Source organism: Shewanella sp. MR-4 (genome assembly GCF_000014685.1).
In the GTDB taxonomy this organism is placed as follows: domain Bacteria; phylum Pseudomonadota; class Gammaproteobacteria; order Enterobacterales; family Shewanellaceae; genus Shewanella.
In genome coordinates this window covers 2310854-2336477 of record NC_008321.1, presented here as the reverse complement: position 1 = coordinate 2336477, position 25624 = coordinate 2310854, and the positions used below count along the sequence as shown (strand labels likewise).

At 46.4% G+C, this 25624-nt stretch carries 21 protein-coding genes, 2 tRNA genes and 1 pseudogene; 9 read left to right on the top strand and 15 right to left on the bottom strand.

All coding sequences use genetic code 11. The features are described from left to right. Positions 1 to 8 precede the first annotated feature (8 nt). A complete protein-coding gene (locus tag SHEWMR4_RS21100; protein ID WP_011622727.1) occupies positions 9 to 212 on the bottom strand; it encodes a hypothetical protein in 204 nt (67 codons plus the stop codon). A 265-nt stretch (positions 213 to 477) separates the two neighbouring features. On the opposite strand from SHEWMR4_RS21100, the gene trxB reads away from it, so the two are divergent. Next, positions 478 to 1431, top strand: a complete 954-nt coding sequence (trxB, locus tag SHEWMR4_RS10305) for a thioredoxin-disulfide reductase (protein WP_011622726.1) — start codon at positions 478 to 480, stop codon at positions 1429 to 1431. A 163-nt stretch (positions 1432 to 1594) separates the two neighbouring features. On the opposite strand, the gene rplT is transcribed toward trxB, so the two are convergent. The 4 genes from rplT to thrS all read right to left on the bottom strand — a co-directional run bounded on the left by rplT (position 1595) and on the right by thrS (position 4721). Continuing rightward, entirely contained in the window at positions 1595 to 1951 is a 357-nt protein-coding gene (rplT, locus tag SHEWMR4_RS10300; protein WP_006081652.1) for a 50S ribosomal protein L20, read from the bottom strand. A 16-nt stretch (positions 1952 to 1967) separates the two neighbouring features. Continuing rightward, positions 1968 to 2162: a 50S ribosomal protein L35 gene (rpmI, locus tag SHEWMR4_RS10295; RefSeq protein ID WP_011072303.1), complete on the bottom strand. Its 195-nt coding sequence runs from the start codon at positions 2160 to 2162 to the stop codon at positions 1968 to 1970. A gap of 84 nt (positions 2163 to 2246) precedes the next feature. Continuing rightward, on the bottom strand, positions 2247 to 2789 hold the full coding sequence (gene infC / locus SHEWMR4_RS10290; RefSeq protein ID WP_083757895.1) for a translation initiation factor IF-3: 543 nt from the start codon (positions 2787 to 2789) through the stop codon (positions 2247 to 2249). A gap of 3 nt (positions 2790 to 2792) precedes the next feature. Then, positions 2793 to 4721 carry a threonine--tRNA ligase gene (thrS, locus tag SHEWMR4_RS10285; protein WP_011622724.1) on the bottom strand — a complete coding sequence of 643 codons (1929 nt, stop codon included), beginning with the start codon at positions 4719 to 4721 and terminating at the stop codon, positions 2793 to 2795. A gap of 374 nt (positions 4722 to 5095) precedes the next feature. Here thrS and SHEWMR4_RS10280 point away from each other — a divergent pair, with 374 nt between their 5' ends. Then, the gene (locus SHEWMR4_RS10280) at positions 5096 to 5356 is read left to right on the top strand and encodes a hypothetical protein (protein ID WP_227499241.1); all 261 of its coding nucleotides are present in this window, start codon (positions 5096 to 5098) and stop codon (positions 5354 to 5356) included. A gap of 214 nt (positions 5357 to 5570) precedes the next feature. After that, entirely contained in the window at positions 5571 to 5771 is a 201-nt protein-coding gene (locus SHEWMR4_RS10275; protein ID WP_011622722.1) for a CPXCG motif-containing cysteine-rich protein, read from the top strand. Between the two features lie 9 nt (positions 5772 to 5780). On the opposite strand, the gene SHEWMR4_RS10270 is transcribed toward SHEWMR4_RS10275, so the two are convergent. Then, positions 5781 to 6401, bottom strand: coding sequence for a riboflavin synthase (locus SHEWMR4_RS10270; RefSeq protein WP_011622721.1), 621 nt, complete (start codon positions 6399 to 6401; stop codon positions 5781 to 5783). 33 nt (positions 6402 to 6434) lie between these two features. On the opposite strand from SHEWMR4_RS10270, the gene SHEWMR4_RS10265 reads away from it, so the two are divergent. From SHEWMR4_RS10265 to SHEWMR4_RS10255, 3 genes are all read left to right on the top strand, one after another. Continuing rightward, on the top strand, positions 6435 to 7814 hold the full coding sequence (locus SHEWMR4_RS10265; RefSeq protein ID WP_011622720.1) for an MATE family efflux transporter: 1380 nt from the start codon (positions 6435 to 6437) through the stop codon (positions 7812 to 7814). A 250-nt stretch (positions 7815 to 8064) separates the two neighbouring features. Then, positions 8065 to 8141, top strand: a tRNA-Val gene (locus tag SHEWMR4_RS10260). Positions 8142 to 8179: 38 nt separating this feature from the next. Beyond that, positions 8180 to 8256 (top strand) — tRNA-Val (locus SHEWMR4_RS10255). A gap of 153 nt (positions 8257 to 8409) precedes the next feature. Here the strand turns inward: SHEWMR4_RS10255 and SHEWMR4_RS10250 are convergent. The 3 genes and pseudogenes from SHEWMR4_RS10250 to SHEWMR4_RS10240 form a co-directional block, all read right to left on the bottom strand. Beyond that, positions 8410 to 9255, bottom strand: coding sequence for a HupE/UreJ family protein (locus SHEWMR4_RS10250; RefSeq protein WP_011622719.1), 846 nt, complete (start codon positions 9253 to 9255; stop codon positions 8410 to 8412). A gap of 60 nt (positions 9256 to 9315) precedes the next feature. After that, positions 9316 to 9897, bottom strand: a pseudogene (locus tag SHEWMR4_RS10245) (IS5 family transposase); the annotation flags it as partial. Positions 9898 to 10197: 300 nt separating this feature from the next. Beyond that, positions 10198 to 11199 (bottom strand): DUF4382 domain-containing protein, encoded by a 1002-nt coding sequence (locus SHEWMR4_RS10240; protein ID WP_011622718.1) that lies wholly within the window; start codon positions 11197 to 11199, stop codon positions 10198 to 10200. Positions 11200 to 11929: 730 nt separating this feature from the next. Between SHEWMR4_RS10240 and eco the strand changes: the two genes are divergently transcribed. Next, a complete protein-coding gene (gene eco, locus SHEWMR4_RS10235; RefSeq protein ID WP_011622717.1) occupies positions 11930 to 12481 on the top strand; it encodes a serine protease inhibitor ecotin in 552 nt (183 codons plus the stop codon). 84 nt (positions 12482 to 12565) lie between these two features. Here eco and SHEWMR4_RS10230 read toward each other — a convergent pair whose 3' ends face one another. The 3 genes from SHEWMR4_RS10230 to SHEWMR4_RS10220 all read right to left on the bottom strand — a co-directional run bounded on the left by SHEWMR4_RS10230 (position 12566) and on the right by SHEWMR4_RS10220 (position 15614). Next, a complete protein-coding gene (locus SHEWMR4_RS10230) occupies positions 12566 to 14542 on the bottom strand; it encodes an ATP-dependent DNA helicase RecQ (protein WP_011622716.1) in 1977 nt (658 codons plus the stop codon). Between the two features lie 88 nt (positions 14543 to 14630). Further along, positions 14631 to 14957 (bottom strand): hypothetical protein, encoded by a 327-nt coding sequence (locus SHEWMR4_RS10225; protein WP_011622715.1) that lies wholly within the window; start codon positions 14955 to 14957, stop codon positions 14631 to 14633. A gap of 156 nt (positions 14958 to 15113) precedes the next feature. Continuing rightward, complete coding sequence (locus SHEWMR4_RS10220) at positions 15114 to 15614, bottom strand: hypothetical protein (RefSeq protein WP_011622714.1); 501 nt, start codon at positions 15612 to 15614, stop codon at positions 15114 to 15116. A 625-nt stretch (positions 15615 to 16239) separates the two neighbouring features. On the opposite strand from SHEWMR4_RS10220, the gene SHEWMR4_RS10215 reads away from it, so the two are divergent. After that, the gene (locus SHEWMR4_RS10215; RefSeq protein WP_011622713.1) at positions 16240 to 17349 is read left to right on the top strand and encodes a tyrosine-type recombinase/integrase; all 1110 of its coding nucleotides are present in this window, start codon (positions 16240 to 16242) and stop codon (positions 17347 to 17349) included. Between the two features lie 195 nt (positions 17350 to 17544). Further along, positions 17545 to 19602 carry a PhoX family protein gene (locus SHEWMR4_RS10210; RefSeq protein WP_011622712.1) on the top strand — a complete coding sequence of 686 codons (2058 nt, stop codon included), beginning with the start codon at positions 17545 to 17547 and terminating at the stop codon, positions 19600 to 19602. Between the two features lie 50 nt (positions 19603 to 19652). Here the strand turns inward: SHEWMR4_RS10210 and SHEWMR4_RS10205 are convergent, their stop codons facing one another. Genes SHEWMR4_RS10205 through SHEWMR4_RS10195 form a run of 3 tightly spaced genes read right to left on the bottom strand, consistent with a single transcriptional unit; the run spans position 19653 to position 25562 of the window. Then, on the bottom strand, positions 19653 to 21146 hold the full coding sequence (locus tag SHEWMR4_RS10205; RefSeq protein WP_011622711.1) for an efflux transporter outer membrane subunit: 1494 nt from the start codon (positions 21144 to 21146) through the stop codon (positions 19653 to 19655). After that, entirely contained in the window at positions 21139 to 24306 is a 3168-nt protein-coding gene (locus SHEWMR4_RS10200; RefSeq protein ID WP_011622710.1) for an efflux RND transporter permease subunit, read from the bottom strand. The genes SHEWMR4_RS10205 and SHEWMR4_RS10200 overlap by 8 nt, the downstream gene beginning before the upstream one ends. Continuing rightward, entirely contained in the window at positions 24306 to 25562 is a 1257-nt protein-coding gene (locus SHEWMR4_RS10195) for an efflux RND transporter periplasmic adaptor subunit (protein WP_011622709.1), read from the bottom strand. Before SHEWMR4_RS10195 ends, SHEWMR4_RS10200 begins: the two co-directional genes overlap by 1 nt. Positions 25563 to 25624 lie beyond the last annotated feature (62 nt).

Genomic DNA, 25624 nt, shown 5'->3' with positions numbered 1-25624 from the left:
GTTCGGCCTCACTCTGTTGAGGCCGATTTTTTATGCTGATCACAAATATCTTCACCCGTGCGGGGTTTAATACCAATCGTATTAAATATCTGTTCATTCAGCGGGAATTCAACGCGCTTTAGACAAGGCGAAGGCTTGAAGGCATAGTGGCGCTCTTTCGAAAGCCTTAAACGCAGTATAAAGCGCGTTGAAACCTGCCCTTTGGGAGCCACACAGGCATCCCACTCCGGTGTTACATTGACTTAAAAGGGAATGACCATTTCTGCGTCAATGCGCCTTGGATTGAAATGCCTGCGAGGCTCTGAACTGATTAGATATTTAATGTGATTGGTATAAGCCAAAGCCTTAGTAAACTCTGGCTGACAATTTGCCTTAGGATTCGATTAGCATAATCTAAAAGAATCACCAAACAGCGCTTTACCCCTACAGGTAAATTCCCTACAATCCATGCAATTTGCTAAAGGCACGGAGAGAAAAATGAGCCAAGTCAGACACAGCAACCTATTGATTTTAGGTTCAGGTCCCGCAGGATACACGGCCGCAGTTTATGCTGCGCGCGCAAACTTAAAGCCAGTGATGATCACAGGTATGCAGCAAGGTGGTCAGTTAACCACCACGACTGAAGTTGAAAACTGGCCAGGTGATGCAGAAGACTTAACGGGTCCAGCATTAATGGAACGTATGCAAAAGCATGCGGAAAAGTTTGATACTGAAATCCTTTTCGACCATATCAATGAAGTCACGCTGACTGAGCGCCCTTTCCGTCTAAAAGGCGATAACGGTGAATACACTTGTGATGCGCTGATCATTGCGACAGGCGCCTCTGCTCGTTACTTAGGACTTGAGTCTGAAGAAGCGTTCAAAGGACGCGGTGTATCGGCCTGTGCGACCTGCGATGGTTTCTTCTATCGCAATCAAAAAGTAGCAGTGATTGGTGGCGGTAACACTGCCGTTGAAGAAGCACTTTATTTGAGTAACATCGCCGCTGAAGTGCACTTAATTCACCGCCGCGACACCTTCCGCTCAGAGAAAATCCTTATCGACCGTTTAATGGATAAAGTGGCCAACGGCAACATTATCCTGCACCTTGACCAAACTATGGAGGAAGTGGTTGGTGATGCTATGGGTGTAACAGGCCTGAAAATGAAGAGCACCAAAGATGGTTCTATCACTGATTTAGCTGTCGCTGGTGTGTTCGTGGCCATTGGTCACAGCCCAAATACTGGGATTTTCGAAGGCCAATTAGAGATGAACAATGGCTATTTGAAGGTGCAAAGCGGCCTTCAAGGTAACGCGACCCAAACCAGCATCGAAGGGGTGTTTGCCGCAGGTGACGTTATGGACCAACATTACCGTCAAGCGATTACCTCTGCGGGTACAGGTTGTATGGCTGCATTAGATGCAGAACGTTACTTAGACGCTAAAAAGTAAAACAATCGAGTGTGAGTCTTTCCGAGTGTCCACTCAAATAAAAATAGCAGGCATCAGCCTGCTATTTTTTTATCTGCTTTATGGCTCGCCTGAAGCAAGCCTCAACTTCAGCAACAAAAAAAGGGACCAAATGGTCCCCTCTTAAGTGCGACAAACTAATTGCTTAGTTTAACGCTTCTTTTGCTTTTTCAACTAAAGTTGCGAATACAACTTTGTCGAATACAGCGATGTCAGCCAAAATCTTACGATCGATTTCGATAGACGCCTTCTTCAGACCGTTGATGAAACGGCTGTAAGACAGACCATTTTGACGAGCTGCAGCATTAATACGTGCAATCCACAGTTGACGGAATTGACGTTTTTTCTGACGGCGGTCACGGTAAGCATATTGACCAGCTTTAGTTACTGCTTGAACAGCAACGCGGTAAGTACGGCTACGAGCGCCATAATAACCTTTAGCTAATTTTAAAACTTTCTTGTGACGAGCACGTGCGGTTACACCACGCTTAACTCTTGGCATTTTCTAATCTCCTAAATTAAGCGTATGGTAATTGACGCGCGATTGCTGGAACGTCAACTTTGGCAACTAAACACTTGTTACGTAAGTGACGCTTACGCTTAGTGCTCTTTTTGGTCAGAATGTGACGTAAATGGGCTTGCTTGCGCTTGAAACCATTGGCGGTTTTCTTAAAACGCTTCGCTACACCTCTGTCGGTTTTCATTTTAGGCATTACTAAAACTCCGCATTGGGATGTTAAATAAAAAGCAAGGCGAGCGAAAGCATATAGCCTTCGCTACTTTATAGGTTGCCCTACTTATTTCTTTTTAGGCGCTAGCACCATAATGGCTTGTCGGCCTTCCATTTTCGGGAAGGATTCAACAATTGCATACTCATCCAAGTCTGTTTTGATACGGTTCAATAGATCCATACCCAGGTTTTGGTGAGCCATTTCGCGACCTCGGAAACGCAGCGTAATTTTCGCTTTGTCCCCGTCTTCCAGAAAACGTATCAGGTTGCGTAGTTTTACCTGATAGTCGTTTTCGTCAGTTCCAGGACGGAATTTGATTTCCTTAACCTGAACCTGTTTTTGCTTCTTCTTTTGTTCCTTTTGAGCTTTCGCTTTATCAAATAGGAACTTACCGTAGTCCATAATGCGACATACTGGAGGTTCAGCGTTTGGACTAATTTCGACTAGGTCTACACCCGCTTCATCTGCCAAATTCTGAGCATCTCTGATGCTTACCACACCAATAGCTTCACCATCAATGCCAGTTAAGCGTACTTCAGGTACACCTGTGATTTCTTCATTGATTCTATTAGGGGCCGGCTGACGCCCTGCTGTTTTCTTGATCTTTATGACCTATTCCTCCAACAATTTGAGACTACGGAGCGAAATTTGTTGATGGATCTTGGCGGCGAAATCTTCGATTCGCATCTTACCTAAATCGACTCCATCACGTGTACGCACCGCAACTTCCTTATTTTCCATTTCCTGATCGCCAACGACCAATAAATAAGGAACACGCCTTAAGGTGTGCTCGCGTATTTTAAAGCCTATTTTCTCATTCCTCAAGTCAAATGAGGCACGAATACCTTGTTCTTTGAAGAATTTGACCACTTCTTCAACATAATCAGCCTGTTTGTCGGTGATATTCATCACGACAACTTGCATTGGGGCCAACCAAGTTGGGAAGCGACCAGCGTATTCTTCAATCAAAATACCTAAGAAACGTTCCAACGAGCCTAAAATCGCACGATGGATCATCACAGGTGTTTGACGGCTGTTATCTTCGGCAACGTAAGTTGCCCCTAAACGGCTCGGTAATGCGTAGTCTAATTGCACAGTACCGCACTGCCATGCACGGTCTAAACAGTCGTGCAACGTGAACTCAATCTTAGGACCGTAGAAGGCGCCTTCACCCGGTAAAATGGTGAACTCGATGTTGTTCGCACGTAAGGCTTGCTTGAGTGCTTCTTCGGCTCTGTCCCACATGGCATCGTCACCGATACGTTTTTCTGGGCGAGTCGACAGTTTTACAACGATGTTTTCAAAGCCAAATGTCGAGTAAGTGTCGTATACCATTTGGATACAAGAGCTCACTTCTGCTTGAACTTGATCTTCAGTACAGAAGATATGGGCATCGTCTTGAGTAAAACCACGTACGCGCATGAGTCCGTGCAGCGAACCTGAGGGCTCATTGCGGTGACAGCAACCAAACTCCGCCATACGCAATGGCAGATCACGGTAAGATTTCAAGCCTTGGTTGAAGATCTGTACGTGGCCTGGGCAGTTCATTGGCTTAACCGCGTATTCACGGTTTTCACTGCTGGTTGTGAACATGGCTTCTGAGTATTTATCCCAGTGACCAGAACGTTCCCACAGTACGCGGTCCATCATCAATGGACCTTTTACTTCTTGGTAAGTGTATTGATTTAACTTACGGCGAATGAAACGTTCTAATTCAAGGAAGATGCTCCAACCATCGTTATGCCAGAACACCATGCCTGGTGCTTCTTCTTGCATATGGTAGAGGTCAAGCTGCTTACCAATTTTACGGTGGTCACGTTTAGCCGCTTCTTCAAGACGGGCTAAATGGGTGCTCAGGGCTTTTTTATCAGCCCATGCTGTACCGTAAATACGTTGCAGCATCTTGTTTTCAGAGTTACCACGCCAATAAGCGCCAGCAATGCTCATCAACTTGAAATGGTGGCAGAAACGCATGTTTGGCACGTGTGGACCACGGCACATGTCGGTGTATTCTTCGTGATGATAGAGCGCTGGAGTCGCATCTTTGCTGATGTTCTCATCCAGAATCGCGATCTTGTATTCTTCACCGCGGGCGGCGAAGGTATCACGGGCTTCTTGCCAGCTCACAACGCGTTTCACTACGTCGTAATTGGTTTTCGCCAGTTCAAGCATACGTTTTTCGAGGGCTTCGATATCTTCTTGAGTCAGCTTGTGCTCAAGATCGATGTCGTAGTAGAAGCCGTTATCGATCACGGGACCGATCGCCATCTTGGTTTGTGGCCATAATTGCTTGATTGCATGGCCTAATAAATGCGCGCAAGAATGGCGAAGGATTTCAATACCTTCTTCGTCTTTAGCGGTAATAATAGAAAGTTCAGCATCGGTTTCGATCAGATCGCAAGCGTCTTTTAGTTCGCCATTCACGCGACCAGCGATACAGGCTTTAGCTAGACCAGGGCCGATATCAGCGGCAACATCGAGAGTCGATACGGGATGTGCAAACTCGCGTTTGCTACCATCAGGAAGTGTAATTACAGGCATGAAATATCCTTGTCCAGTGGTGACCCACACGTAGGGCCACATGGTGATTAAGTAAAAAGAGAATGCTCGCGAGGTTAAGACAGTACAGGAGTCTTAGCCGCCTTGCGTAGCAGGACAGTTATTCTACGGGATAGTCTTTAAGGCACGCAAGTTAAATGGCCCAATTGCGAGGCTTAGCCCCCAAATCAGCTCCTTTATTAACACCATCTGCGAAGTTTGCCGTGAATTCATCATATTGCAGTCAATCGTTCATGTGGCAGTCATTTAACGCCCCTACGCTATGCGCGTTAAATGATTGCGGGTGGGTTGGAGGTTTACCACCACGCATACCGCGCAGTCGCATCGCTGTAAATAATGAAGCCAAAGGAGTTGGTATGTTCACAAGTATCCTATTGACGGTTGCACTTAGCCAAGTCGCCCAGAACCCAATCCCAGTTAGCCCCACGGCACTCACTCAACCTGAACCCCGAGCGGTTCAACGTCAAGCGGTGCAATTTGACGCCATTGGTTTGCAGGCCGATATTCACGCCGAGCTTTTGCTGCAGATAGAACAGCTATCGCAGGCCATAAGTGACAATATAGAGGAAGGCATATTACCGACTGCGCCTGTCGAACTGATGACAGTAAAAGATTGAGTTAACTTAGCTGGTGTATATGCTTGACGATTCTTACGCTAGATAAATATCAGTGAAAAAAGTACCAAGCGCTGAGCGGAAAAATCTAGTTACTGAGATTTTGATACCGACTTTATCTAAGTTACCAGGACATATTCTTGTATACTCAACTAAAGCCAGTGTGAAGGCTTAGCGACAAGTGTATCCCTAGCATTCGTTAGAGAGGAGTTGCGCCATGAGGATCATGAATAAAGTGATTGCCTGCCCCCACTGCGGACACCATCAACATATTAGTATTGATGCCAGCAGTGGCGATCAGGATTATTACGATGACTGCCGAATTTGTTGCAATCCCATCCACCTGCGTTTACATGTGGATGATGCCCGCCGCACCATAGAGTTATATATTGACTCGGACGACGAGCAAATTTACTAGGCATCTTGATTAAGATTGGCCGCTAAAACGTTTGGCCAGCACGCGTTCGACGGTGTCGACGATCGCTTGGGTTTGGCTGTCAATTTCGATATTTAACTCATCTCCGACCTGACACTGGCCTAAATTGGTTAATTTGAGGGTTTCTGGGATCAAGTGCAGCATAAAACTGCTTTCGGTCACCTCGCCTACCGTTAAGCTGCAACCGTTTACCCCGACAAAACCTTTATAAAGGATATAGTTCATCCATTTGGGCTCGACGCTTAAGGTTAGATCATAATGCTGCTCGGTGTGACTAATGTGGCTCACTTTCGCCTTAGTATGAATGTGTCCCGAGAGGATATGGCCGCCGATTTCGCTGCCAAACGTCAAAGAACGCTCAATGTTCACCCGCTGGCCAACGGTCAAATTGGCAAGGTTTGTCAACCTTAAGGTCTCTTCCACTACATCGAAAAATACCCTATCATCAACGACCTGAGTCACCGTCAGACATACCCCGTTATTTGCCACACTTGCACCGATCGCAAGTCCCTCATGCAAATCAGGTTTAAACGCTACCTCAAGGGTATTTAGGCCATCTTTCTTATGTATTGCAACCACCTCACAGGTGGCTTGAACTATACCAGTAAACATTTTTTGCTCGCTTATTCGTTAAAGGCTGTATTTATGAATCATTCAGGCTTTCAGGCCAAACGCTTAATTCAACTCGCACTCCCAGTGTTGATCGCCCAAGTGACACAAACCATGATGGGGTTTATCGATACTGTTATGGCGGGCCGCGTCAGTGCTGTCGATATGGCCGCCGTGGCCGTAGGAACTAGTCTTTGGTTACCCGCCATCTTATTTGTCCAAGGGTTGTTGATGGCGTTTACGCCGTTATTTGCCCATCACAATGGCGCAAACAATCAGAAAGCCATTCAACCGCTGGCGTTTCAAGGCGCTTATCTGGCCTTAATTGGTGGCCTTGGCGTGATGGCGTTTCTCGCATCCGCGCCACTCGTGCTTAGCCATATGAATTTAGAGCCCCAATTGTACAACTTAACCATAGGATATATCGACGGTATTTTATGGGGCGCGCCCGCATTTGTGCTCTATCAGGTATTACGCGGTTGCAGTGAAGGGATTTCTTACACATTACCGACCATGATCATCGGATTCGTGGGGTTAGCGGTGAATATCCCGGCAAACTATATCTTTATCTATGGCCATTTCGGCGTGCCAGCCATGGGCGGCGCAGGTTGTGGTGTCGCGACTGCTTTAGTCTTTTGGGCCATGTTAATAGCCATGACGATTTATATGCAGTTCCATAAAAAGTTTGCTGCATTGGCGCCCTTTAGCCAGTTCCATCGCCCCGATTTTACCACGATGAAGAAGATGACGAAGCTTGGGATGCCGATTGCGATGGCGCTCTTCTTTGAGGTGAGCCTGTTTGCGATTATCGCCCTGCTGCTGGCGCCATTAGGCGCGACTGTGGTGGCCAGCCATCAGATTGCGTTGAACTTCTCCGCCATAGTATTTATGTTGCCACTTTCGATAGGTATTGCCGTCTCGATTCGTATTGGCTACTACCTCGGCCGCGATCGTGCGGATATTTCTGCCGTGGTGGCAAAGGTCGGATTGTGGTTGGCGCTTTCATTGGCATTGTCGACGGCAATCTTAACTGTGTTATTCCGTTTCCAAATCGCCGAGTTGTATAACGGCGATCCCGAAGTGGTGGTACTTGCGGGCAGTTTGATGCTGATGGCCGCGCTGTATCAATTATCTGACTCTGTCCAAGTGGTCGCCGCCGGCGCCTTGCGTGGATATAAAGATACCCGCAGTGCGTTTTACATTACGCTATTCTCCTATTGGGGCATCGGCATGACATTAGGTTACACCTTGGCGTATACCGACTTAATCGTCCCCGCCATGGGCGCCCATGGTTTTTGGACAGGATTAATTGCAGGCCTCACCTCGGCGGCGCTGCTGTTTTTCATCCGCCTTCGTTATATTCAAAAGCATGGTGTGCATTTAAGTTTGATTGAAGGCGACAGCGTGCATCACTAAGCAGATGGAAAGATAAACGGCGAGCTAAATGCTCGCCGTTTTATTCCGTGCGGGGTGATTTTGGCTTGCATAACAATCTAACTTGCCGTTTTATCAACAACTTTGCTGAAACACTGGACAAGTTGCACAGCAATTCACCATTTGGCAATAAAATTCATTTTTTTGCTTGCCAGCCTTTCGCTATCCCCCTAATATAGCGCTCGTTCCGAAGCACAACGCAAAGTAGTGTTGTCGTAACGATTAAAACAATGCACCCGTAGCTCAGTTGGTTAGAGCACTACCTTGACATGGTAGGGGTCGGTGGTTCGAGTCCACTCGGGTGTACCACTCTCTTCAAAGAGTCTAAATTTTGAAATTCAAACAGTGCACCCGTAGCTCAGTTGGTTAGAGCACTACCTTGACATGGTAGGGGTCGGTGGTTCGAGTCCACTCGGGTGTACCATATCTTGCTTTACCTCGCTATAAAATCTCAATTTATTATGATTTACCCCAGTAGGGTTTTAGATGCATATTTGTGCCTAAGATAAAATCTTCATGCCTGTTCTAGATTTTCCTAAAACATTCAAACATGCACTCCCCTTTGCTAAACTCGCCGTCACGAACTAACAAACATAAGATCTAATCGTTCTATTAACCAAAATGTGGCTAATGCACCTAAACAGTAAGCCGTGAAAATCGGTGCTCGCTTAGGTACTCTGGCAACTTTACGATATAGTGAAACTAGCGCAAGTATTGCGCTGATAAACATCAGTTGCCCTAACTCGACCCCCACGTTAAAGAAGAGTAATGCCATTGGTACATCACTTTGGGGAAGACCTATTTCCTTAAGCGCACCAGCAAAGCCAAAACCGTGTAGTAAACCGAATGTAAACGCCAGAATCCAAGGCCAGCGACTGGCTAACGTTTGTCTTCCTTGACGAAGATGGACGGCTTCTGACGCAATGAATACTATGCTCAGAGCAATTAATGCTTCTACCGGAGGTGGTGGAAGCGTTAAATATTCCAATGTTGCTAAGGCTAGTGTAATTGAGTGTGCCAGAGTAAAGGCTGTAATGGTTTTAAATAACATTGGCCAGCCACTGACTATGAGCATCAGTGCTGCGACAAACGCTAAGTGATCCCACCCTTCAAGAATATGCTCTACACCAAGACGAGTGTAGGAATAGACTAACTGCCAGCCAGTTTGAACCTCAGGAATAACCACAGAATTCTCTCTTGGCTTTAACAGTAAACTGTACCTAGAGCCATCCAACATAGAGACATTAATCAACGCATCCATTGTTGTGCGGTCTAGATTATCAATTGTCACTGACGAACCGCCAAGGCCGTTCTCACCAGAAAGTCGGTATCGAAACAGAACAAAGCCATTAACGATACTTTCCCCCGGCAATGGCGTTAAATTGAATCGATTGTCAAAGACAGGGCGGATATTCTGAACCATGCCGTGGCTTTGTTTCCTAAATCGACTCAGCGAACAAAGCGCCCTATGGCTGTTCAATTATTAAGCTACATAGTGAGTTTCAGGCATGCCTAGCCCTGTAAGCTTGTTAAACGCCCTTATCATCGCGTAAGTTTCTCCTTCCTGACCGTTATAATTTCGCAGGCTTATCTGCCACCTAGTAGTTGCTTCATACTGTACATGGCCGTTTCGGAGATTGACCGACTATGATACCCATAGCGCTTCTTACACTGTTTATTTGAACCATGAAGTTGTTGCCAACTGACCGCTAAGTTACGTGGATGTCCTGGTTCCCAGAGCGCTGCACCTTCCCGAGGCGGGATGAGCACAAAAGCGCGTTTTCGACGAACGGCATCATCATAGGCTCTCGTATCGTATGCACCATCACCTGAGATATTGCGGATTTTTCGATGGGTTTGTTTGAGCAAATTCGGCATGACTTCAGCGTCGGTCACCTTTGATAAGCTGAACTCTGCAGCAATAATCTCGTGAGTATGTGTATCAACGGTAATGTGTCGTTTACGCCACACTCGGCGTTTGCCATCTGTACCCTATTTCTTCACTTTCCAAGTCACCTTCGCCGTAAACCTTTAAGCCTGTGGAGTCGATAGCCAAGTGCTCGATGACATTATTGCCGAACAACTCGAGCATATTCGTCAAACTCAACGGGAGCTTGCAAAACTCGAAGCATCGCTATCATCCTTAGTCTCCTGCGATAATCATCACGTTAGCGACTGCTTTATCCTAAAGTGACTCAAAGATGAAGACTGTCACGGCATTTAAACATTTCACAAAATGAGGACCAAAAAATGCCTTATCTTAATAGACAAGGCATTGCTGTAATTAACTTTCTAAAATATTATTATTCAATAATAATAGCTTAGGGTTAACTCAATATTTCGTTCGACAGTTAGAAATGGGCGATTAACCTCCGTGATGACCGCCATTCCCCCTACCGCACTGCATCACAGTATGACTTCCACCATCGGTGCCCGCGTCAATTGTCACTGTGCCTGCATCTGCAAACATAGAAAATAAGCCACTGTTGATATCATCTCTGTGTGGATCATCTAAATCACCTAAACAGCTATAGCCCACACGATATGTGCCTTCGGGTAAATAGCCCATCTCAAAGTACCAGTTTCCAGCACTATCTTGTCTTAATGGGGCAACGGCGATGGCAGAAATATGTCCCGCAGACATTGCATCATTAACATCCCCCATCTGGGTAAGGCTAGTCACGGTATTGGGATATAAGTAGGCTAAGTGCATGTATTCACTATTGATGGGAAGCATGGCGGAATGCTGAGTCTCACATTCAGCTATCCATTGAGGATCCACTTCCCCAAGCAGATGCCCCATATATCGGTTGTTTACCGACCAACTTCCATGGTGGCTTAATGTATAGTTATGCTCCTGATCTTGATGAAGCCCCATATAAAGCCCTATCTCAGCGGTAAAGCTGTGGTGTTGGTTTGCGACCACCGCAAAGTCCATCAGTGGGATCCTACCATCCTGAACCTGCATTACATGGATCCCCTGATCATCTTCAACATAGCAACCATTGTTCCCATCACCTTGAATAACGGACATATAAACATTGTGATAGTTACCGATAGGCATTGTCAGCCCATCTACAACCTTCAAACTATGGCTGCCTTGATAGTCAATAAGGTCCACATGTTGACCTTGCAGGGAGTAATGATGCTGAACATTAGATTCATCGGTCATCACCAACTCATCTAACTGCAACATCACCCCTGTCACTCCTCTCATCGGAGCGTCAGATAGCGCTATGCTCAATGTGCCAGTTGAGCTGCCAGTTGTCGGGGTATTAGGGGAAGGATTGTTACTCGTGTCGCTGTTACCGCCACAAGCCACTAAAAACATACTTAAAAACAATAACATAAAGTTGGAACATTTCATTTTATACTCCCACTCAATTTAACGGTGCAATAGCCCGTAAATAATCTGATGGTAGGAGATTGAAAATTGTGATGTAAATCAAAGCAACTCTGTTTGAGACATCAAAACGCCTTATTTTAGGCCGAATTGTGACCAAATTGTAAATTAAGCTGAAATAAAATTAACATTTGCGAAAAGTTCAGGCAGGAAAGAACATTTCAATCCATGGGGAAGATCATGGATTCCTCCCACCGCAATTTCCTAAAACGCAAACTGCGCATTTTTGCTTTTGGATAACTGGTCTGCGCAGCTTATGCATCCTTCTCAATGGATAGCAAACCTACCCAACGGACACTTGCAGGCCCAGAGCACTGTTTAACCTAGATGTTTGTTCATGCAAATGAATAGAGACAACTCTCAGTTAGACTTTTAGCTCGAATGAGAGAGTTTCGTTTCAGATTAAAATTTATCATGAGTCGGTTGGTATCATAAATATCAAGTTGAATCAGTGATTCATTTAATCGATGAGGATGTCCAAAATTAAGATAAAATAACGACAGAAATTAAACTAGCGCTTAAATTTTAAAAGCTTTATTTTCATAATGTTGCAGAAAAACCCCAGTTTTTTTGAAAAAATTTTAGAAAAGATTAACCCTTTTTACCTGCTACAGCGTTTACAAGGATAGGAATACAGCAAATGATGGTACATCCATCCGCTCTATACCTTAATGACATTCAAAAGGAGAATATTATGAAATTGACTCACGTATTTAACACTGCGGCTCTTCCCCTTGCCTTTGCATTACTGTCTTTTAATGCCGCAGCAGTGAGCCTACCACATCCAACGGGATTAAATGCACCTATGATCAGTGTCGCGAGTTTCAACCATAAAAATTATGCCGAGCAAGAAGCCACGAAAATGTTTCCTGCACCTGAGGCGGGTATGGTGCAACATATTTTGACCTTACCTAAACTAGAAAATGAAGACGATTACATGGTTGAAATCCAAATTGGCCAGACCCAATTAGTCGACTGTAATAAGCATGGTTTGAACGGCGAGTTAAAAGAACTCTCGGTTAAGGGATGGGGTTATAGCTATTATCAAGTGTCTGAAGTCTCAGAAGGCCCAAGCACTATGATGGCCTGTTTAGAGATGGCAAAAAAAGAAGCCTTTGTCCGCATTCCTGGTGAACTTAAAATGCGTTACGACAGCCGTTTGCCTAAGGTATTTTATCTACCAGAAGGCACAGAGCTGCGCTTTAGAACCTGGAAAGTCGATTCAACTTATCACTACGCTAAATAAACGTGCATCAATATAAGTTGTTTATTTAAAGGTATTACTGCGGTGATATAAAGGGCATATCTCACAAGATATGCCCTTTTTTTATCAGCAAGGTGCGTCGGCTAACTGCGCTAATTTAGCTTTAATTTCTGCATATCTGAGGTGTTCGCAGCGACCAAAACCCGATAATTTCCGTACTTGTAGGCGAGTAAACAGCGGTAATGTCATGCCAGCCAAAAACCGGCATTGAGTATCTAAGGATAATGAAGCTAGACCTTTCGACTCCGCCGCGCGCTCCAGCTCATGCAAATCGGCCTTAAGCTGCGCATCATCAGGCCACTTTGGCACGTCGGAATACGTCAATTTAGCCAATTGGCCACGGCATACACTGCAATGACCACAGGATTGAGGCGCGGCATTATCATCAAAATAGCGGGCCAAATTGTAATTTAAGCAAGTCGTTAGCTCAAAAAATCGCACTAACTGGGCAATACGGGCGACTTCTTTCGCCTCTTTGTCGGTAAAGTATTGATGGAGCCCGTCGGCTAAATGCCCCTGTGCTAGCACCTCAGTATTCACTTGATAAACATCCGTTACTCGCTTAGCTTCCAATTCGATAAGCTGCTGACTGGCAAGATATTCTAATGCCGCTAATACTCGAGTACGTTCCGCACCTGTGGCTTGGTAGAGCGCGGAAAAATCTAAACTGCCCCATACTCGCTTCATCTGAGTATGGGTAAAGATGTCATTTAAAAATGCCTGACGCTCGGGGGAAAACTGGCTCAAGATCTGCGCCTGTGGCTCAATAAAACGGTAACTGATATCGGCGTAATAAGCATATAGCGGCTTAATCACGCCCATCATTTCAAGCTGAACTAGCAAGGTTTTAAGGGGGAGCTGCCTGATATTACTCACATTTGATAGCTGATGAAGTTGCAGCTCCCAACGTCCGTTATGGGTTTCTTCGCGAATGTTATCAATCACGGCAGTAATACTGGCCAGTTCCGGCGTATCGCCGTAAACAAAATTTTCGACCGTGTTTATGCCATCTAAATTCGCCAAAGTCACACAATGGGAGAGCTGACCATCCCTTCCTGCACGGCCAATTTCTTGGCAATAATTCTCTATGGATTTAGGCAGATCGTAGTGAACCACAAAGCGAATATTGCTTTTGTCTATGCCCATACCAAAGGCGATAGTCGCAACCACGATGCGGATCTTACCTTGCATAAAATCCTGCTGAATTTGCTGACGTTTTTCATCCTCAAACCCCGCATGATAGGCACTCGCATCAAAGCCCATTTGGCAAAGTTTCGCGGCAACATCCTCCGCAGTATGCTGCAAAGTCACATACACAATCCCCGCACCAGTAAAGTGATTAAGCTGTTGTTGCAGTGCCGTCAGTTTGTGTTGGCTTGCTACAGGCAAGACCGTCAAGTCGAGGTTTGAACGATAAAAGCCTGTTTGAACAATATGTTGTGGCTTGATATCGAAACGCGCCGCCATATCCAGTTTCACTTTACGTGTCGCGGTCGCCGTGAGTAACAGCACCAATGGAATTGCTAATTCACGGCGATAATCGGGAAGCTTTAAATAGTCGGGGCGAAAATTATGCCCCCATTCCGAGATGCAGTGCGCTTCATCGACAACCAGCATAGAGATAGGAATTGATTGAATAAATTGCCTAAAGCGCTCATTTTTAAAACGTTCAACCGATACCATCAAGAGTTTTAATTCGCCAGAGCGAGCATCACGCATGACCTGTTGGGTTAATTCAGGCGTTAAGGTCGAGTCGATACTTGCCGCCTTGATACCTTTTTCATGCAGAAAACTCAGTTGATCTTTGATCAACGCCAGTAAGGGTGATACCACTAAGGTTAGATGCGGAAGTTGCAGAGCGGTAAATTGGTAACAGAGTGATTTTCCTGAGCCGGTGGGGAAAATAGCAAGGCTCGAATGGCCCGACAACAACTGCGAGACAACCTCATGTTGCCCTTGCCTGAACCCATCAAAACCAAACTGTTGCTGTAATAAAGAAGCATAATCCACAGCGTTCGCTGACGGCGTTATTGAATAAGTCATAAACAAATCCTTATGCCACCACAAGTGTGGAGGCGTTGGCGACCACGCAAACAGATGAATGGGCGAGTGAATGCGAGTAAGCGTGTCGCTATGATTTTCTGGCTAAATATAAATTGATAAAGGCGGTGAGTTTGTCATTGAAGGCTTCTTCAAAGGCATCAACATCTTGACCTAAGGTATTGAAATACTGTGTCACTTGCGCGCGAGATAAACTTTTGTTGGCGATACTGTATTCCATTTCTGGCAGTGTTTTATCGTAACGGGGCACTAGCGTCCAAGTCACCACATCGGCGGCAAAGTGCTTCATCGCTTGCTGCGCTAAGGCACAAAAAGCTTCAATATGTTCACGTCCATCAGGCCCTAAACATCCGGGTTCGATGCGGCAAAGGACGGCGACAGTTCTATGCTGTGACATGCTATTCCCTGTATAAAACTCATCAAAAATAGAAAGTTACAAAAGAGGTGGCAGAAGCGAATTAGCTATATTCACGCTTTAACTGCCTCTCTTTGAGTGTATGTGACACCCGTAAGAAGTCACGTACGCTAAGGTTAAAAATCACACTTCAATATTTTAAGCATCACTATCATCTTCAGCCATGGCTGCTACGGCCGCGGCATGTTCCGATAATAACGTATCGAGCGCTTGATCAAAACTGTCCAAACGTTCGAGTTCCATATAACGCTTCAAACGTAAAATAATATCTTTACTGACTTCGATATGGGATTTCTTCTGGCGCTTTTTAATTTGTGAAAGTTCTTTTCGCACCATGCGCCAGCCCAAGTCACTGAAATATTGATTCAGCATTCGATTTACAGATTGCAGTTGTTGGTCAACGGGCTGATTTTTTTTACGCAGTTGAACCAGTAAATTTAAATTAGCAATTAATTCGGTATAACTGGATTGCGACTGATTTAACTGAAACCACTCTGCCCGCTCTGTGACACTTTCGGGATGAACCATGCGATAAATTAACGGCAGGGCAAACACTAATTCAGTTTTATCTAACAGTAATAATTTTCGGCCCGCGGTAGGCGCGGCATGATGATATTCCCATAGCGTGTTTGTCGTCATTGGTATCGTTTTATACTTCTAATAATGGTTTATGAATAGACTCATGATACCGACAAACATTATAAATTAAAAGAATGGTTACACCATTTTATAGGTTCATTTTTACAGCACAAGGTTAAACGCTCCACTCCACAAACAAACGAGGTTGAGCTCGCACTTCTTTTGTCCACTAATCCCCTGTTTTAGCATGGCTAAATCCATATCAGTTTTACATCAGCAAATCATAAGTTAAATTTTTATGCTACTTTTTAATCGCATAAAATGGTTAAACCATCTTTTAAAAATAAAGGTACTCACCAACACAGTTAACCGACTAGCAAAATAAATGCAGGTTATTTTCCAGCCAAATTTAACTCGCACAGCCGTAATTGACTAAATAACAAACAACAAACCAGGCTCATCTTTATCGCTTATTAATCTGTTACCTGAACCCACCTTATACATTTAATTCGTATTGAGCCCGCCTTGCCTACTCCTCTATCTTAAATAATGCTTTCTTTTTAATCGATACGATTAATTAAAATACAAACAACAGCACTACCAGTGATAATGACGATTATCACTGGTAGATAAGGAATGAAATTACTTATAATTGCGCCAGTTTTATCGGCCGTAAAATACTCCCATGTCTAAATCGATTATCCATTATTCCACAGGTGGAAATGCTCCTAGCCGTTCCTCTGGCATAGCATCAAATTTCACATCAAGTGATAAACAAATGGATACGCCATTTTTTGAGGAAAGCTCACTGCCCCAATCGGTTCACAGTGATTTTTTTAACGCGGCCGCCGAAACTGAATACGAAATCTCCATCAATACCCGTCGGGTTTATCGGACCAGCTTTGGCCTATTTGAACAATATTGCACGGCGCATCAGCTGCAGTCCTTACCCGCCGATCCGCGCAGTATTATTTCTTTTATCGGTCATCAAAAAGAATTGCTCCAAGCAAGCAGTGGGACTCAGCTTTCAAAGCAAACCTTAACGACTCGGCTAGCCGCGATCCGTTACTATCATATTCAAGCAGGATTTCCATCCCCCACCGAACACCCGTTGGTGATCCGTGTGATGCGCGGCCTTAGTCGTAATCACCATAGGCAAGTCCAAGATTATGATCAGCAACCAATCATGTACGATGAGGTCGAGCTATTGCTCCAAGCGATAGAGCAACAACCCCATCCATTGTTGCGCTCAAGGGATAAGGCCATTATTCAACTTGGACTACAAGGTGGATTTCGCCGCTCAGAATTGGCCAATTTAAAAGTACAATATTTAAGTTTTATGCGGGATAAATTAAAAGTACGGCTGCCTTTTTCTAAAAGCAATCAGCAGGGATTAAGGGAATGGAAGAATTTACCCGACTCTGAACCTTTTGCTGCATATAATGCCGTCAAGGACTGGTTAAATGAAAGTAAAATTACCGAAGGTCATTTATTTCGCTCAATTTCTCGAGATGGAAAAACCTTAAGACCTTATCAAGTCAGTGATAATGTCACATCTAAATCATCACTCATTCGAAATAGTGGATTCTTAAATGGTGATGATATTTATCGGATCATTAAACAATATTGTCTAAAGGCAGGTTTACCAGCGCAATATTATGGCGCCCATAGTTTGCGTAGTGGATGTGTTACGCAACTTCATGAAAATAATCGAGATACATTGTATATCATGGCAAGAACTGGACATACGGATCCCCGCTCATTACGCCATTACCTCAAGCCAAAAGAAGATTAACCGCAATATTATCTCTTAATTAACAACTCTCTTTTCATCTATTGATTAAAAAACACTGCAATTTTAAGATAAAATTAATAAACAATAAGTTTTACATATTGCAGTATTACTGTCATATAAACTCAGCTTTAGTGTCATATTGCTACTTTAGGCTTAGCTTCGAAATTTAATTCTTCGTACTAGCTGGAGTAAAATATGAGCAAGGCCACCTTTGACCCGACACTTTATAATAAAAGTAATAACGAACCTTTTAATCAAGTGTTGGATAAACATTTATCCCGCCGCAATTTTGTTAAAAGCGGATTAGGCCTAGGGGCAATGACCGCTTTTGCAGGTGTGGGATTAGTAGGCTGTGGTTCAGACAGTTCGCCCGCCCCAACCCCTATAGATCCCGTGCCGCCACTGCCACCAACTCAAAGTAGCGCTAAATTAAACTTCACATCAGTCGCTGGCGCTCGCTTGGATGCGGTTGTGGTACCCGAAGGTTACAGCGCCCAAGTACTCGCCCCTTGGGGAACACCATTAAATTCTAAGGCTGCGCCTTGGAAAGCCGATGGCAGCAATACCGCCGATGACCAAGCAAACTCCGTTGGTATGCACCATGATGGCATGCATTTCTTCCCATTGAATGACGCCGGCGATGACGGTTTACTCTGTATCAACCATGAATATATCGATGAGATGGCCTTACATCCTTATGGCCCAACCGTGGATGAAACCATTGGATTACGGACCATAATCGATGAGGTCCGTAAGGAAATTAATGCCCACGGCGTGTCGGTGGTAAGAATTAAACTCATTAATAATCAATGGGAAGTTGTTTACAACGACGACCATAACCGCCGCTTTACTGGCGCAACTGTGATGGATATCGCCGGCCCCCTCGCCTATTCACCGCTACTCGAAACCCGTTACTCCCCCGATGGCAGTCAAGCTCGTGGCACCTTAAATAACTGTGGTAATGGTTACACGCCTTGGGGCACCTATTTGACCTGCGAAGAAAACTGGCCGGGTTACTTTGCCAACCGTGGCACTTTAGCCGCCGATCAAGCGCGCATCGGGATCAGCAAAAGCAGCACTCGCTATGGCTGGGGTGATTTAGCGGGTCACGCCGAGGAACGTCTCGATGAATTCGCGCGTTTTGATGTCACGCCAAAGGGCAATAGTGCACAAGATGATTATCGCAACGAGGCTAATGGCCACGGTTATATCGTTGAAATTGACCCCTACAATCCAAGTTCACGCGCCATCAAACGAACTGCCCTTGGCCGCTTCCGCCACGAGGGTTGTACCTTCGGAAAATTAGCCGAAGGTAAGCCTGTGGTGTTCTACTCTGGCCACGATTCTCGATTCGAATACTTATATAAATTTGTGTCGAATGCGGTGTGGGATCCACAGGATGCCAACAGCTCAAATCGCCTGCAAATGGGTGATAAGTATATGAATGAAGGAACATTATATGCCGCTAAGTTTAACGAAAATGGCGGTGGTGTCTGGTTACCTTTAACCTTAGATAGCCAAACGACAGACGGTAAAACCCTAGGTGATAGCTTTGCCAGTCTGGCCGAGATTATCTTAAATACCGCGGGTGCAGCGGATTTAGTCGGCGCGACACCTATGGATCGACCTGAATGGTGTGCGGTAGACCCCTTCACAGGTTCAGCCTATTTAACCCTGACCAACAACTCTAAACGTACCGAAGCTAACCCTGCCAACCCCAGACTCAAAAACACCTTTGGACATATTATTCGTTGGGATGAAGGTGATATAGACACTGAATTCACATGGGATATTTTTGTCTTTGGCTCACCGAGTGATGGCAATGCCGAGACCAACCTGTCGGGCTTAACGGATCTAAACCAATTTGCCAGCCCCGATGGATTGGCCTTCGACGCCCGCGGTATTTTATGGGTGCAAACCGATAATGGTGCCAAAGAAGTCGCCGAAGAAACCAACGATCAAATGCTGGCGATTGTGCCATCGACCTTAGTCGACAGTGCTAACAAGCAAGCGAGTGTGACGGCCGAAAACCAAATGGAATTGAAGCGTTTCTTTGTCGGGCCAAACGATTGCGAAGTCACAGGTTTTGCAATCAGCCCCGATTACACTTCGGTTTTTGCCAACATTCAGCATCCGGGTAACTGGCCTTATTCGAATAATGCCGCCGAAATAACGCCTGCTGGTACCGTGCTGCGTCCACGCGCGGCAACGGTTGTTATTCGTAAACTCGATGGTAAAGAAGTGGCGGTCTAATCGTCACCCCACCGAAACCCGATAAAAATCCCCGCTACTGCGGGGATTTTTTATTCGTTAACTGGGCCACCACCGAGGGCGCGATACAGGGCAATTTTGGCCAATTGCTTATCCCTTAAGATCTCGCTGTAGGCTAGTTGAGCGCTAAATAATTGCCGCTGCGCATCCATTAAATCCAGCGAAGTAGCGACACCATTTTGGTAACGTAGCCGTGCAAGACGCGCATAAGCCGATGAAGATTGGACTAATTCCCTTTGCGCTTTGATGGCCTCTTGGGCACGTTTTAGATTATTCAGCGCATCGTTCACATCAAAATAAGCGGTCAACACCACATTGCGATAACTTAGCATCGACTGTTTCGCCTCTTCGGTGGCGATATCGTATTCGGCGGCAATCTTGCCGCGATTAAAAATCGGCGCGCTAATGCCGCCAAGGAGCGACCAAGTCACACCATTGCTATCAAAAATATCCTTAAGGTGATTATTTTCCCGGCCATATTGGCCCGAAATGGTGAACTTAGGAAAGAACGCAGCCTTGGCAATCCCAACCTGCGCATTGGCGGCTATCATTGCTTGTTCTGACATTTTGACATCGGGCCTTAATGTCAATAATTCAGAGGGCACGCCTGCGCTCAGCTCATAGGGTAAACCAACATTCTCGGGTAAACCTTGAGGAGATGGAAAGGCGTAATCGTATTCTCCGAGTAAGATATGCAGCTGATTTATTTTGTATTTTCTTTCATAGTCTAATGTCGGCAAGGTCACTTTTGTACTCTGCAGCTCAACTTCAGCCTGACGCACATCAAGACCCGAAATCACACCATTGGCATGGCGAAGCTTGGCAATATCCAGTTCCTTCTGCCGTATGCCTACGGTATCGATAGACACACTATAACGCTGCTCGATATCGAGCCATTCATAATAACGGCTAGCAATGTCACTGATAAGGCTGACATAGGTGAGCCTCAGTTTTTCAACCTCAGAGAGATAATCAGCTTTTGCGGCCTCACTCGCCCTGCGGTTGGCACCCCATAGATCGAGCTCCCACGACACAGTGCCCGCCAGATCCACTGCGGTAGTCGGGCTGGGATCCTTACTGGTTGCACCGCTATCGAGACTGCGCTCATAGCCTAAATTTGCCGAGACTTCTGGCCAAAGCGCACTGTCGACCACAGTCATTTTTGAACGGGCGGCGAGCAGGCGCGACTGCGCCATTTGCAGATCCAAATTGTTCGCCAGCGCATGTTCAATCAAGGAAATCAGTACAGGATCTTGGTAAAAATGCCGCCAAGAGAGGGCCGAGACGTCCTTTATATTCCCCTGCTCGGCAGTTGTTTGCGACAAGATTTGCGCTTGATACTGACTCGGTAATGCCAGCTCGGGTCGCTGGTAATCTGGCCCCATGGCGCAACCCGCAACACTGAATGCCGTCACTAGCCCTAGATAAAGCGGCTTTACGCGCAAACGAAAAACAAACGAAATGGGCTGTATCCAAGGCTGAGCCGCCGTTGATTGAGAGTCGGATAGAGTTAGGCGATTAACCACGGCTCACCTCCTCAACGGTTTCTTGATCTAGGAGTAATTCCTCTTTTGTTTTAATAGGTTGTTTAACGGTTTTCTTTTTTACCCAGCCTGCGGTCGTCACAAAGAATAGCGGCACAAACACTATACCTATGGTGGTTGCCAACACCATTCCACCCAGGATAGGTAACGAAATTGATTGCCGACTCACGGCCCCTGGCCCTTCGGATAACACCAGCGGTAACACCCCAAGAATAAACGCCATTGAGGTCATTAAAATCGGCCTAAAGCGCATGGTCGCCGCTTCGAGCGCCGCCGAAATTCGCGTACGCCCCTGCTGGTGCAACTGATTGGCAAACTCGACAATTAAAATCGCATTCTTCGCGGCCATGCCGATTAAGGCAATAAATGCCACTTGGAAGAATAAGTTACTCTGCATACCACTGATTAAGGTCGTGACCGCCGCGCCTAAGAGTGCGATGGGCGCGATCAGCAATACCGCCACAGGGATACTCCAACTCTCATAGAGCGCAGCTAAAAACAGGAATACAAATAACAGGGCTAACCCAATGGCAATGCCGGTTTGGTTTGCCGACTGCACCTCTTGGTAGGTAATGCCTGTCCATTCGTATTTAAACTCATCGGGCAGGATCGGCGTTGCGACCCGCTCGATGGCTTGAATAACATCGCCTGTCGCGTAGCCCGTTGCGGGCGTCACATTGATGGAGGCGCTGGAGAATAAATTGTAGTGGGTCACGGAAGATGGTCCCACCGTATAATCATACTTAGCCAGCACACCAATCGGCACCATAGCGCCGTTCGATGAGCGCACATAATAATCTTTGATTTGGTGTGGGAATTGACGGTAACTCTCTTCCGCTTGGATCTTCACCCGATACACCCGGCCAAAGAGGTTAAAGTCATTCACGGTTGATGAGTCGGTTAAGGTTTTGATTGTGCTGTAGATATCACCCACATTCACCCCAATCGCCATCGCCTTTGCCTCATCGACCGTTAAGTGCAATTGCGGGATTGCGCTCTGCAACGACACGCTGGCACTGGCAACCTCAGGCTGCAGCTTTAGCTGCTCGACTAATTCGTTGGCGGTTTCAATCAAGCCATCAAAATGGGTGCCTGAGGTATCTTGGAGCTGCATTTCCACCCCAGATCCATTGCCTAAACCGGGGACGGCCGATGGCAAATACAGGTTAAACTCAGCTTCTAAGACGTTTTTCAGATCCTTATCTATCGCCTTCATCACGGATTGTACCGTGGCATGACTGGCTTCGCGCTCAGCCCAAGGCTTAAGCACCACTTCAAATTGGCCGTTAGCCTGATTTGCCCCCGAGCGGCGGTTTTCCCCCGCCAGCGTAAATGAATAGGCAACAGCGGGATTGGCGCGCACATATTGCTCGGCTTTCTTTAAAATCGCCTCGGTACGATTAACCGTAGAGCCATCGGGTAATGTCATATCGATAAAGAATCGACCTTGGTCCTCGTCGGGCATAAAGCTGCTCGGTAAGTGGGACATGATGAAATAGGTACCACCAAACATAATTGCAAAAGCTAAGTAACTGCGTTTGGCGTATTTATTGGTTAAGGCGACTAAACCGACATATTGATTGGTCCCCAAGTCGAGTTTGCGATTCAGCCAGTGAAAGAATCCCCGCTGTGGTGCCTTACTCGGTTTTAATAGTAAGGCGCAGAGTGCGGGACTTAGGGTCAACGCCACTAGAGTAGAAATCAACACGGCAACCGTAATTGCCACCGCAAACTCGCGGTACATGATGCCTGTGATCCCCGCTAAGAATGACACGGGGACGAATACCGCGCAGAGCACTAAACTGGTGGCAACCAGTGCACCCGACAATTCTTTCATCGCAATCCGAGTCGCATCGATGGCGCTCATGCCTTTCTCGTGAATTAAACGCTCGACGTTTTCGACCACCACAATGGCATCGTCGACCACAATCCCAATGGCGAGAACCAGCGCGAGTAAACTCACAGTATTAATGGTAAAACCAAAGGCCAGCATGGCCGCCAAGGTGCCTATCAAGGAAACTGGTACCGCAATGGCGGGGATCAAAGTGGCGCGCACATTCTGCAGGAACAAGTAAACCACCAACACCACAAGCACTAAGGCCTCGATGAGGGTGTGGATCACCTCATCGATAGATTCTTGAATAAAGATGGATGCGTCATAAAACACTTCCCATTTCATCCCTTGGGGAAACTTTTGCGACAGTTCGGCCATCGCCTGTTTCACCTTATGGGTAACCTCGAGGGCATTGGCGCCGGGGAGCAAATACACCTGTAAGATGGTGGCATTTTCACCGTTTAACTGGGATTGCAACGTGTAGGCGGAGGAGCCGAGTTCTACGCCAGCAATATCCCGTAGCCGGATAATTGAGCCGTCGGGGTTGGCGCGCACTATGATCTCGTTAAATGCTTGCACCGAGCTTAATCTGCCCGCCACACTGATGGGCAAGGTTAAACTGATATCGTCATTATTGGGTTGAGTACCAATGGTGCCTGCGGGGGATTCTTTATTTTGTGCCTTGATGGCGTTGATCACATCTGTGGTGGTTAAGCTATACCCCGCCATGGCATCGGGTTTTAACCAAATACGCATCGCATAACTGCGTGAACCCGTGTTACGGGTGCGGCCCACGCCGGGGATCCGCTTGAGCGCCGATTCGATATTGATGGTGGCGTAATTACTGAGGTAAATCTCATCGAACCTTTCATCGTTCGAGGTTAACGCCAGTTTTAATAATTCCACCGACGCATCTTTAGAGACAGTCACCCCTTCGGTTTGCACGTCGATTGGCAGTCCACCCGAAGCTTGTTGAGCGGAGTTTTGCACATCCACCGCAGCCAAGTCCGCATTAGTACCCACATCGAAGGTAATAGTCACACTGGTGCTGCCCGAGTTCGTACTCTTTGAACTCATATAAATCATATTGGGCACACCGTTCACTTCCTGTTCGAGCGGTGTGGCGACGGACTCGGCGGCCGTAGTAGAACTGGCGCCCGGATAAGAGGCCGAAATCGTCACCTGTGGCGGCGTGATGTAAGGATACTGATCGACGGGCAGCTTAAACATAGCGATCACCCCGAGCAGCACGATAACGATGGAGATAACGCTGGCAAAAATCGGCCGATTAATAAAAAACTGCGCCATTATTTTTGCTCCTGCTTTTGCTGCTCCAAGGCTTGGCGCTTAAGTGCCTCGGCTTTTGACATTTCATCTTCCTTCTCGGCGTATTCCTTAGCACTTAATGGCTCAGCAATTTGCCCGTGGCGTACACGGTGCATACCTTCGGTGATCACCATCTCCCCAGCCTTGAGGCCACTTTTGACCACCACACCTTCAATCCCTTGGTGATCGATCACGATAAAGCGCCGTTCGACCGTGTTATTGGGCAATACTACCATCACGTATACCCCGCCTTGGTCCACTTGGGTAGCTCTTTGCGGGATGACAATCGCATTGGGGATTTCGGATAATTTAATCCGTACATTGGTATATTGGCCGGGCAACAGCTCCTTCTCAGGGTTGGGCAGAATGGCCCGCACCTCAAAGGTGCCAGTATTGGGGTTAACCTGGGGATCGGTAAAACTCACATCCCCTAAATAGCGGTATTCACTGTTATCGGGAAGCGTAATTCGCACAAAGCCTGCCAGCGCCTTACCTTCAACCTCAGCTTCTTTCTTCGCCGAGTAACTGGTCAAGCGTCGCTGGGCATTTAAGTAATCGAGCGCCGACATATTAAAGCTGACATAAATCGGGTCAACTTGTTTAACCCGCGTCAGGAGCGATTGGCCCTTACTGCCCACGAGTGCGCCAATGTCGACCTCGGAGCGACTCACCAGTCCGGCTATCGGTGCCTTAATTTCGGTATAACTCAGCTCTAATTCGGCCTCCTCCACTTCGGCGCGGCTCGCAGTGAGGTTAGATCGTGCCTGAGCCAGTGTGGAAAGTGCATTATCATAATCGAGTTGACTGGCGGCATCTTGCTCATATAGCGGCTTTAGACGTTTAACATCCCGCTCGGCCTTATCAACAATGGCCTGTTGTGAAGAGAGTTTGGCCTTTAACCGATTCACCACAGCTACATAGGGTTTATTATCAATCTGATACAGCAGTTCACCCGCCTTGACCGCGCTGCCTTCGACAAAACGTTTTTCCTCTACAAAGCCATCGACCCGCGCCCGTACTTCCACATCTAAGGAGGCTTGGGTCACGCCGATATAATTACCGTAGAGCGGCACAGTTGCCGTGGTGACTTTCTCCACCACGACCATTTTGGGGGAGATTTTAATCTCGGGTTCCTTGCAGCCACTCACAGAGAGACAGAGCAAAACACCACTCAAATAAAGGGGAAATGAGCCGAAGCGTGATACTGAAAAACGAGCTATAACAGATGGTTGAGGCATTTGCGAATCCCGCACTCTAAACACAGTGGAACCACTCGCATAGGCAAAGTGGTCTGAACAAT

Coding starts and splice junctions, on each gene's coding strand:
- SHEWMR4_RS10275 (WP_011622722.1), top strand. CDS start 5,571: ATGAGGATCATGAATAAAGTGATTGCCTGCCCCCACTGCGGACACCAT.
- SHEWMR4_RS10215 (WP_011622713.1), top strand. CDS start 16,240: ATGTCTAAATCGATTATCCATTATTCCACAGGTGGAAATGCTCCTAGC.
- SHEWMR4_RS10280 (WP_227499241.1), top strand. CDS start 5,096: ATGTTCACAAGTATCCTATTGACGGTTGCACTTAGCCAAGTCGCCCAG.
- SHEWMR4_RS10225 (WP_011622715.1), bottom strand. CDS start 14,957: ATGTCACAGCATAGAACTGTCGCCGTCCTTTGCCGCATCGAACCCGGA.
- SHEWMR4_RS10250 (WP_011622719.1), bottom strand. CDS start 9,255: ATGGTTCAGAATATCCGCCCTGTCTTTGACAATCGATTCAATTTAACG.
- eco (WP_011622717.1), top strand. CDS start 11,930: ATGAAATTGACTCACGTATTTAACACTGCGGCTCTTCCCCTTGCCTTT.
- trxB (WP_011622726.1), top strand. CDS start 478: ATGAGCCAAGTCAGACACAGCAACCTATTGATTTTAGGTTCAGGTCCC.
- SHEWMR4_RS10200 (WP_011622710.1), bottom strand. CDS start 24,306: ATGGCGCAGTTTTTTATTAATCGGCCGATTTTTGCCAGCGTTATCTCC.
- SHEWMR4_RS10220 (WP_011622714.1), bottom strand. CDS start 15,614: ATGACGACAAACACGCTATGGGAATATCATCATGCCGCGCCTACCGCG.
- SHEWMR4_RS10230 (WP_011622716.1), bottom strand. CDS start 14,542: ATGACTTATTCAATAACGCCGTCAGCGAACGCTGTGGATTATGCTTCT.
- SHEWMR4_RS10265 (WP_011622720.1), top strand. CDS start 6,435: ATGAATCATTCAGGCTTTCAGGCCAAACGCTTAATTCAACTCGCACTC.
- rpmI (WP_011072303.1), bottom strand. CDS start 2,162: ATGCCTAAAATGAAAACCGACAGAGGTGTAGCGAAGCGTTTTAAGAAA.
- SHEWMR4_RS10210 (WP_011622712.1), top strand. CDS start 17,545: ATGAGCAAGGCCACCTTTGACCCGACACTTTATAATAAAAGTAATAAC.
- SHEWMR4_RS10270 (WP_011622721.1), bottom strand. CDS start 6,401: ATGTTTACTGGTATAGTTCAAGCCACCTGTGAGGTGGTTGCAATACAT.
- SHEWMR4_RS10195 (WP_011622709.1), bottom strand. CDS start 25,562: ATGCCTCAACCATCTGTTATAGCTCGTTTTTCAGTATCACGCTTCGGC.
- rplT (WP_006081652.1), bottom strand. CDS start 1,951: ATGCCAAGAGTTAAGCGTGGTGTAACCGCACGTGCTCGTCACAAGAAA.
- SHEWMR4_RS10240 (WP_011622718.1), bottom strand. CDS start 11,199: ATGAAATGTTCCAACTTTATGTTATTGTTTTTAAGTATGTTTTTAGTG.
- thrS (WP_011622724.1), bottom strand. CDS start 4,721: ATGCCTGTAATTACACTTCCTGATGGTAGCAAACGCGAGTTTGCACAT.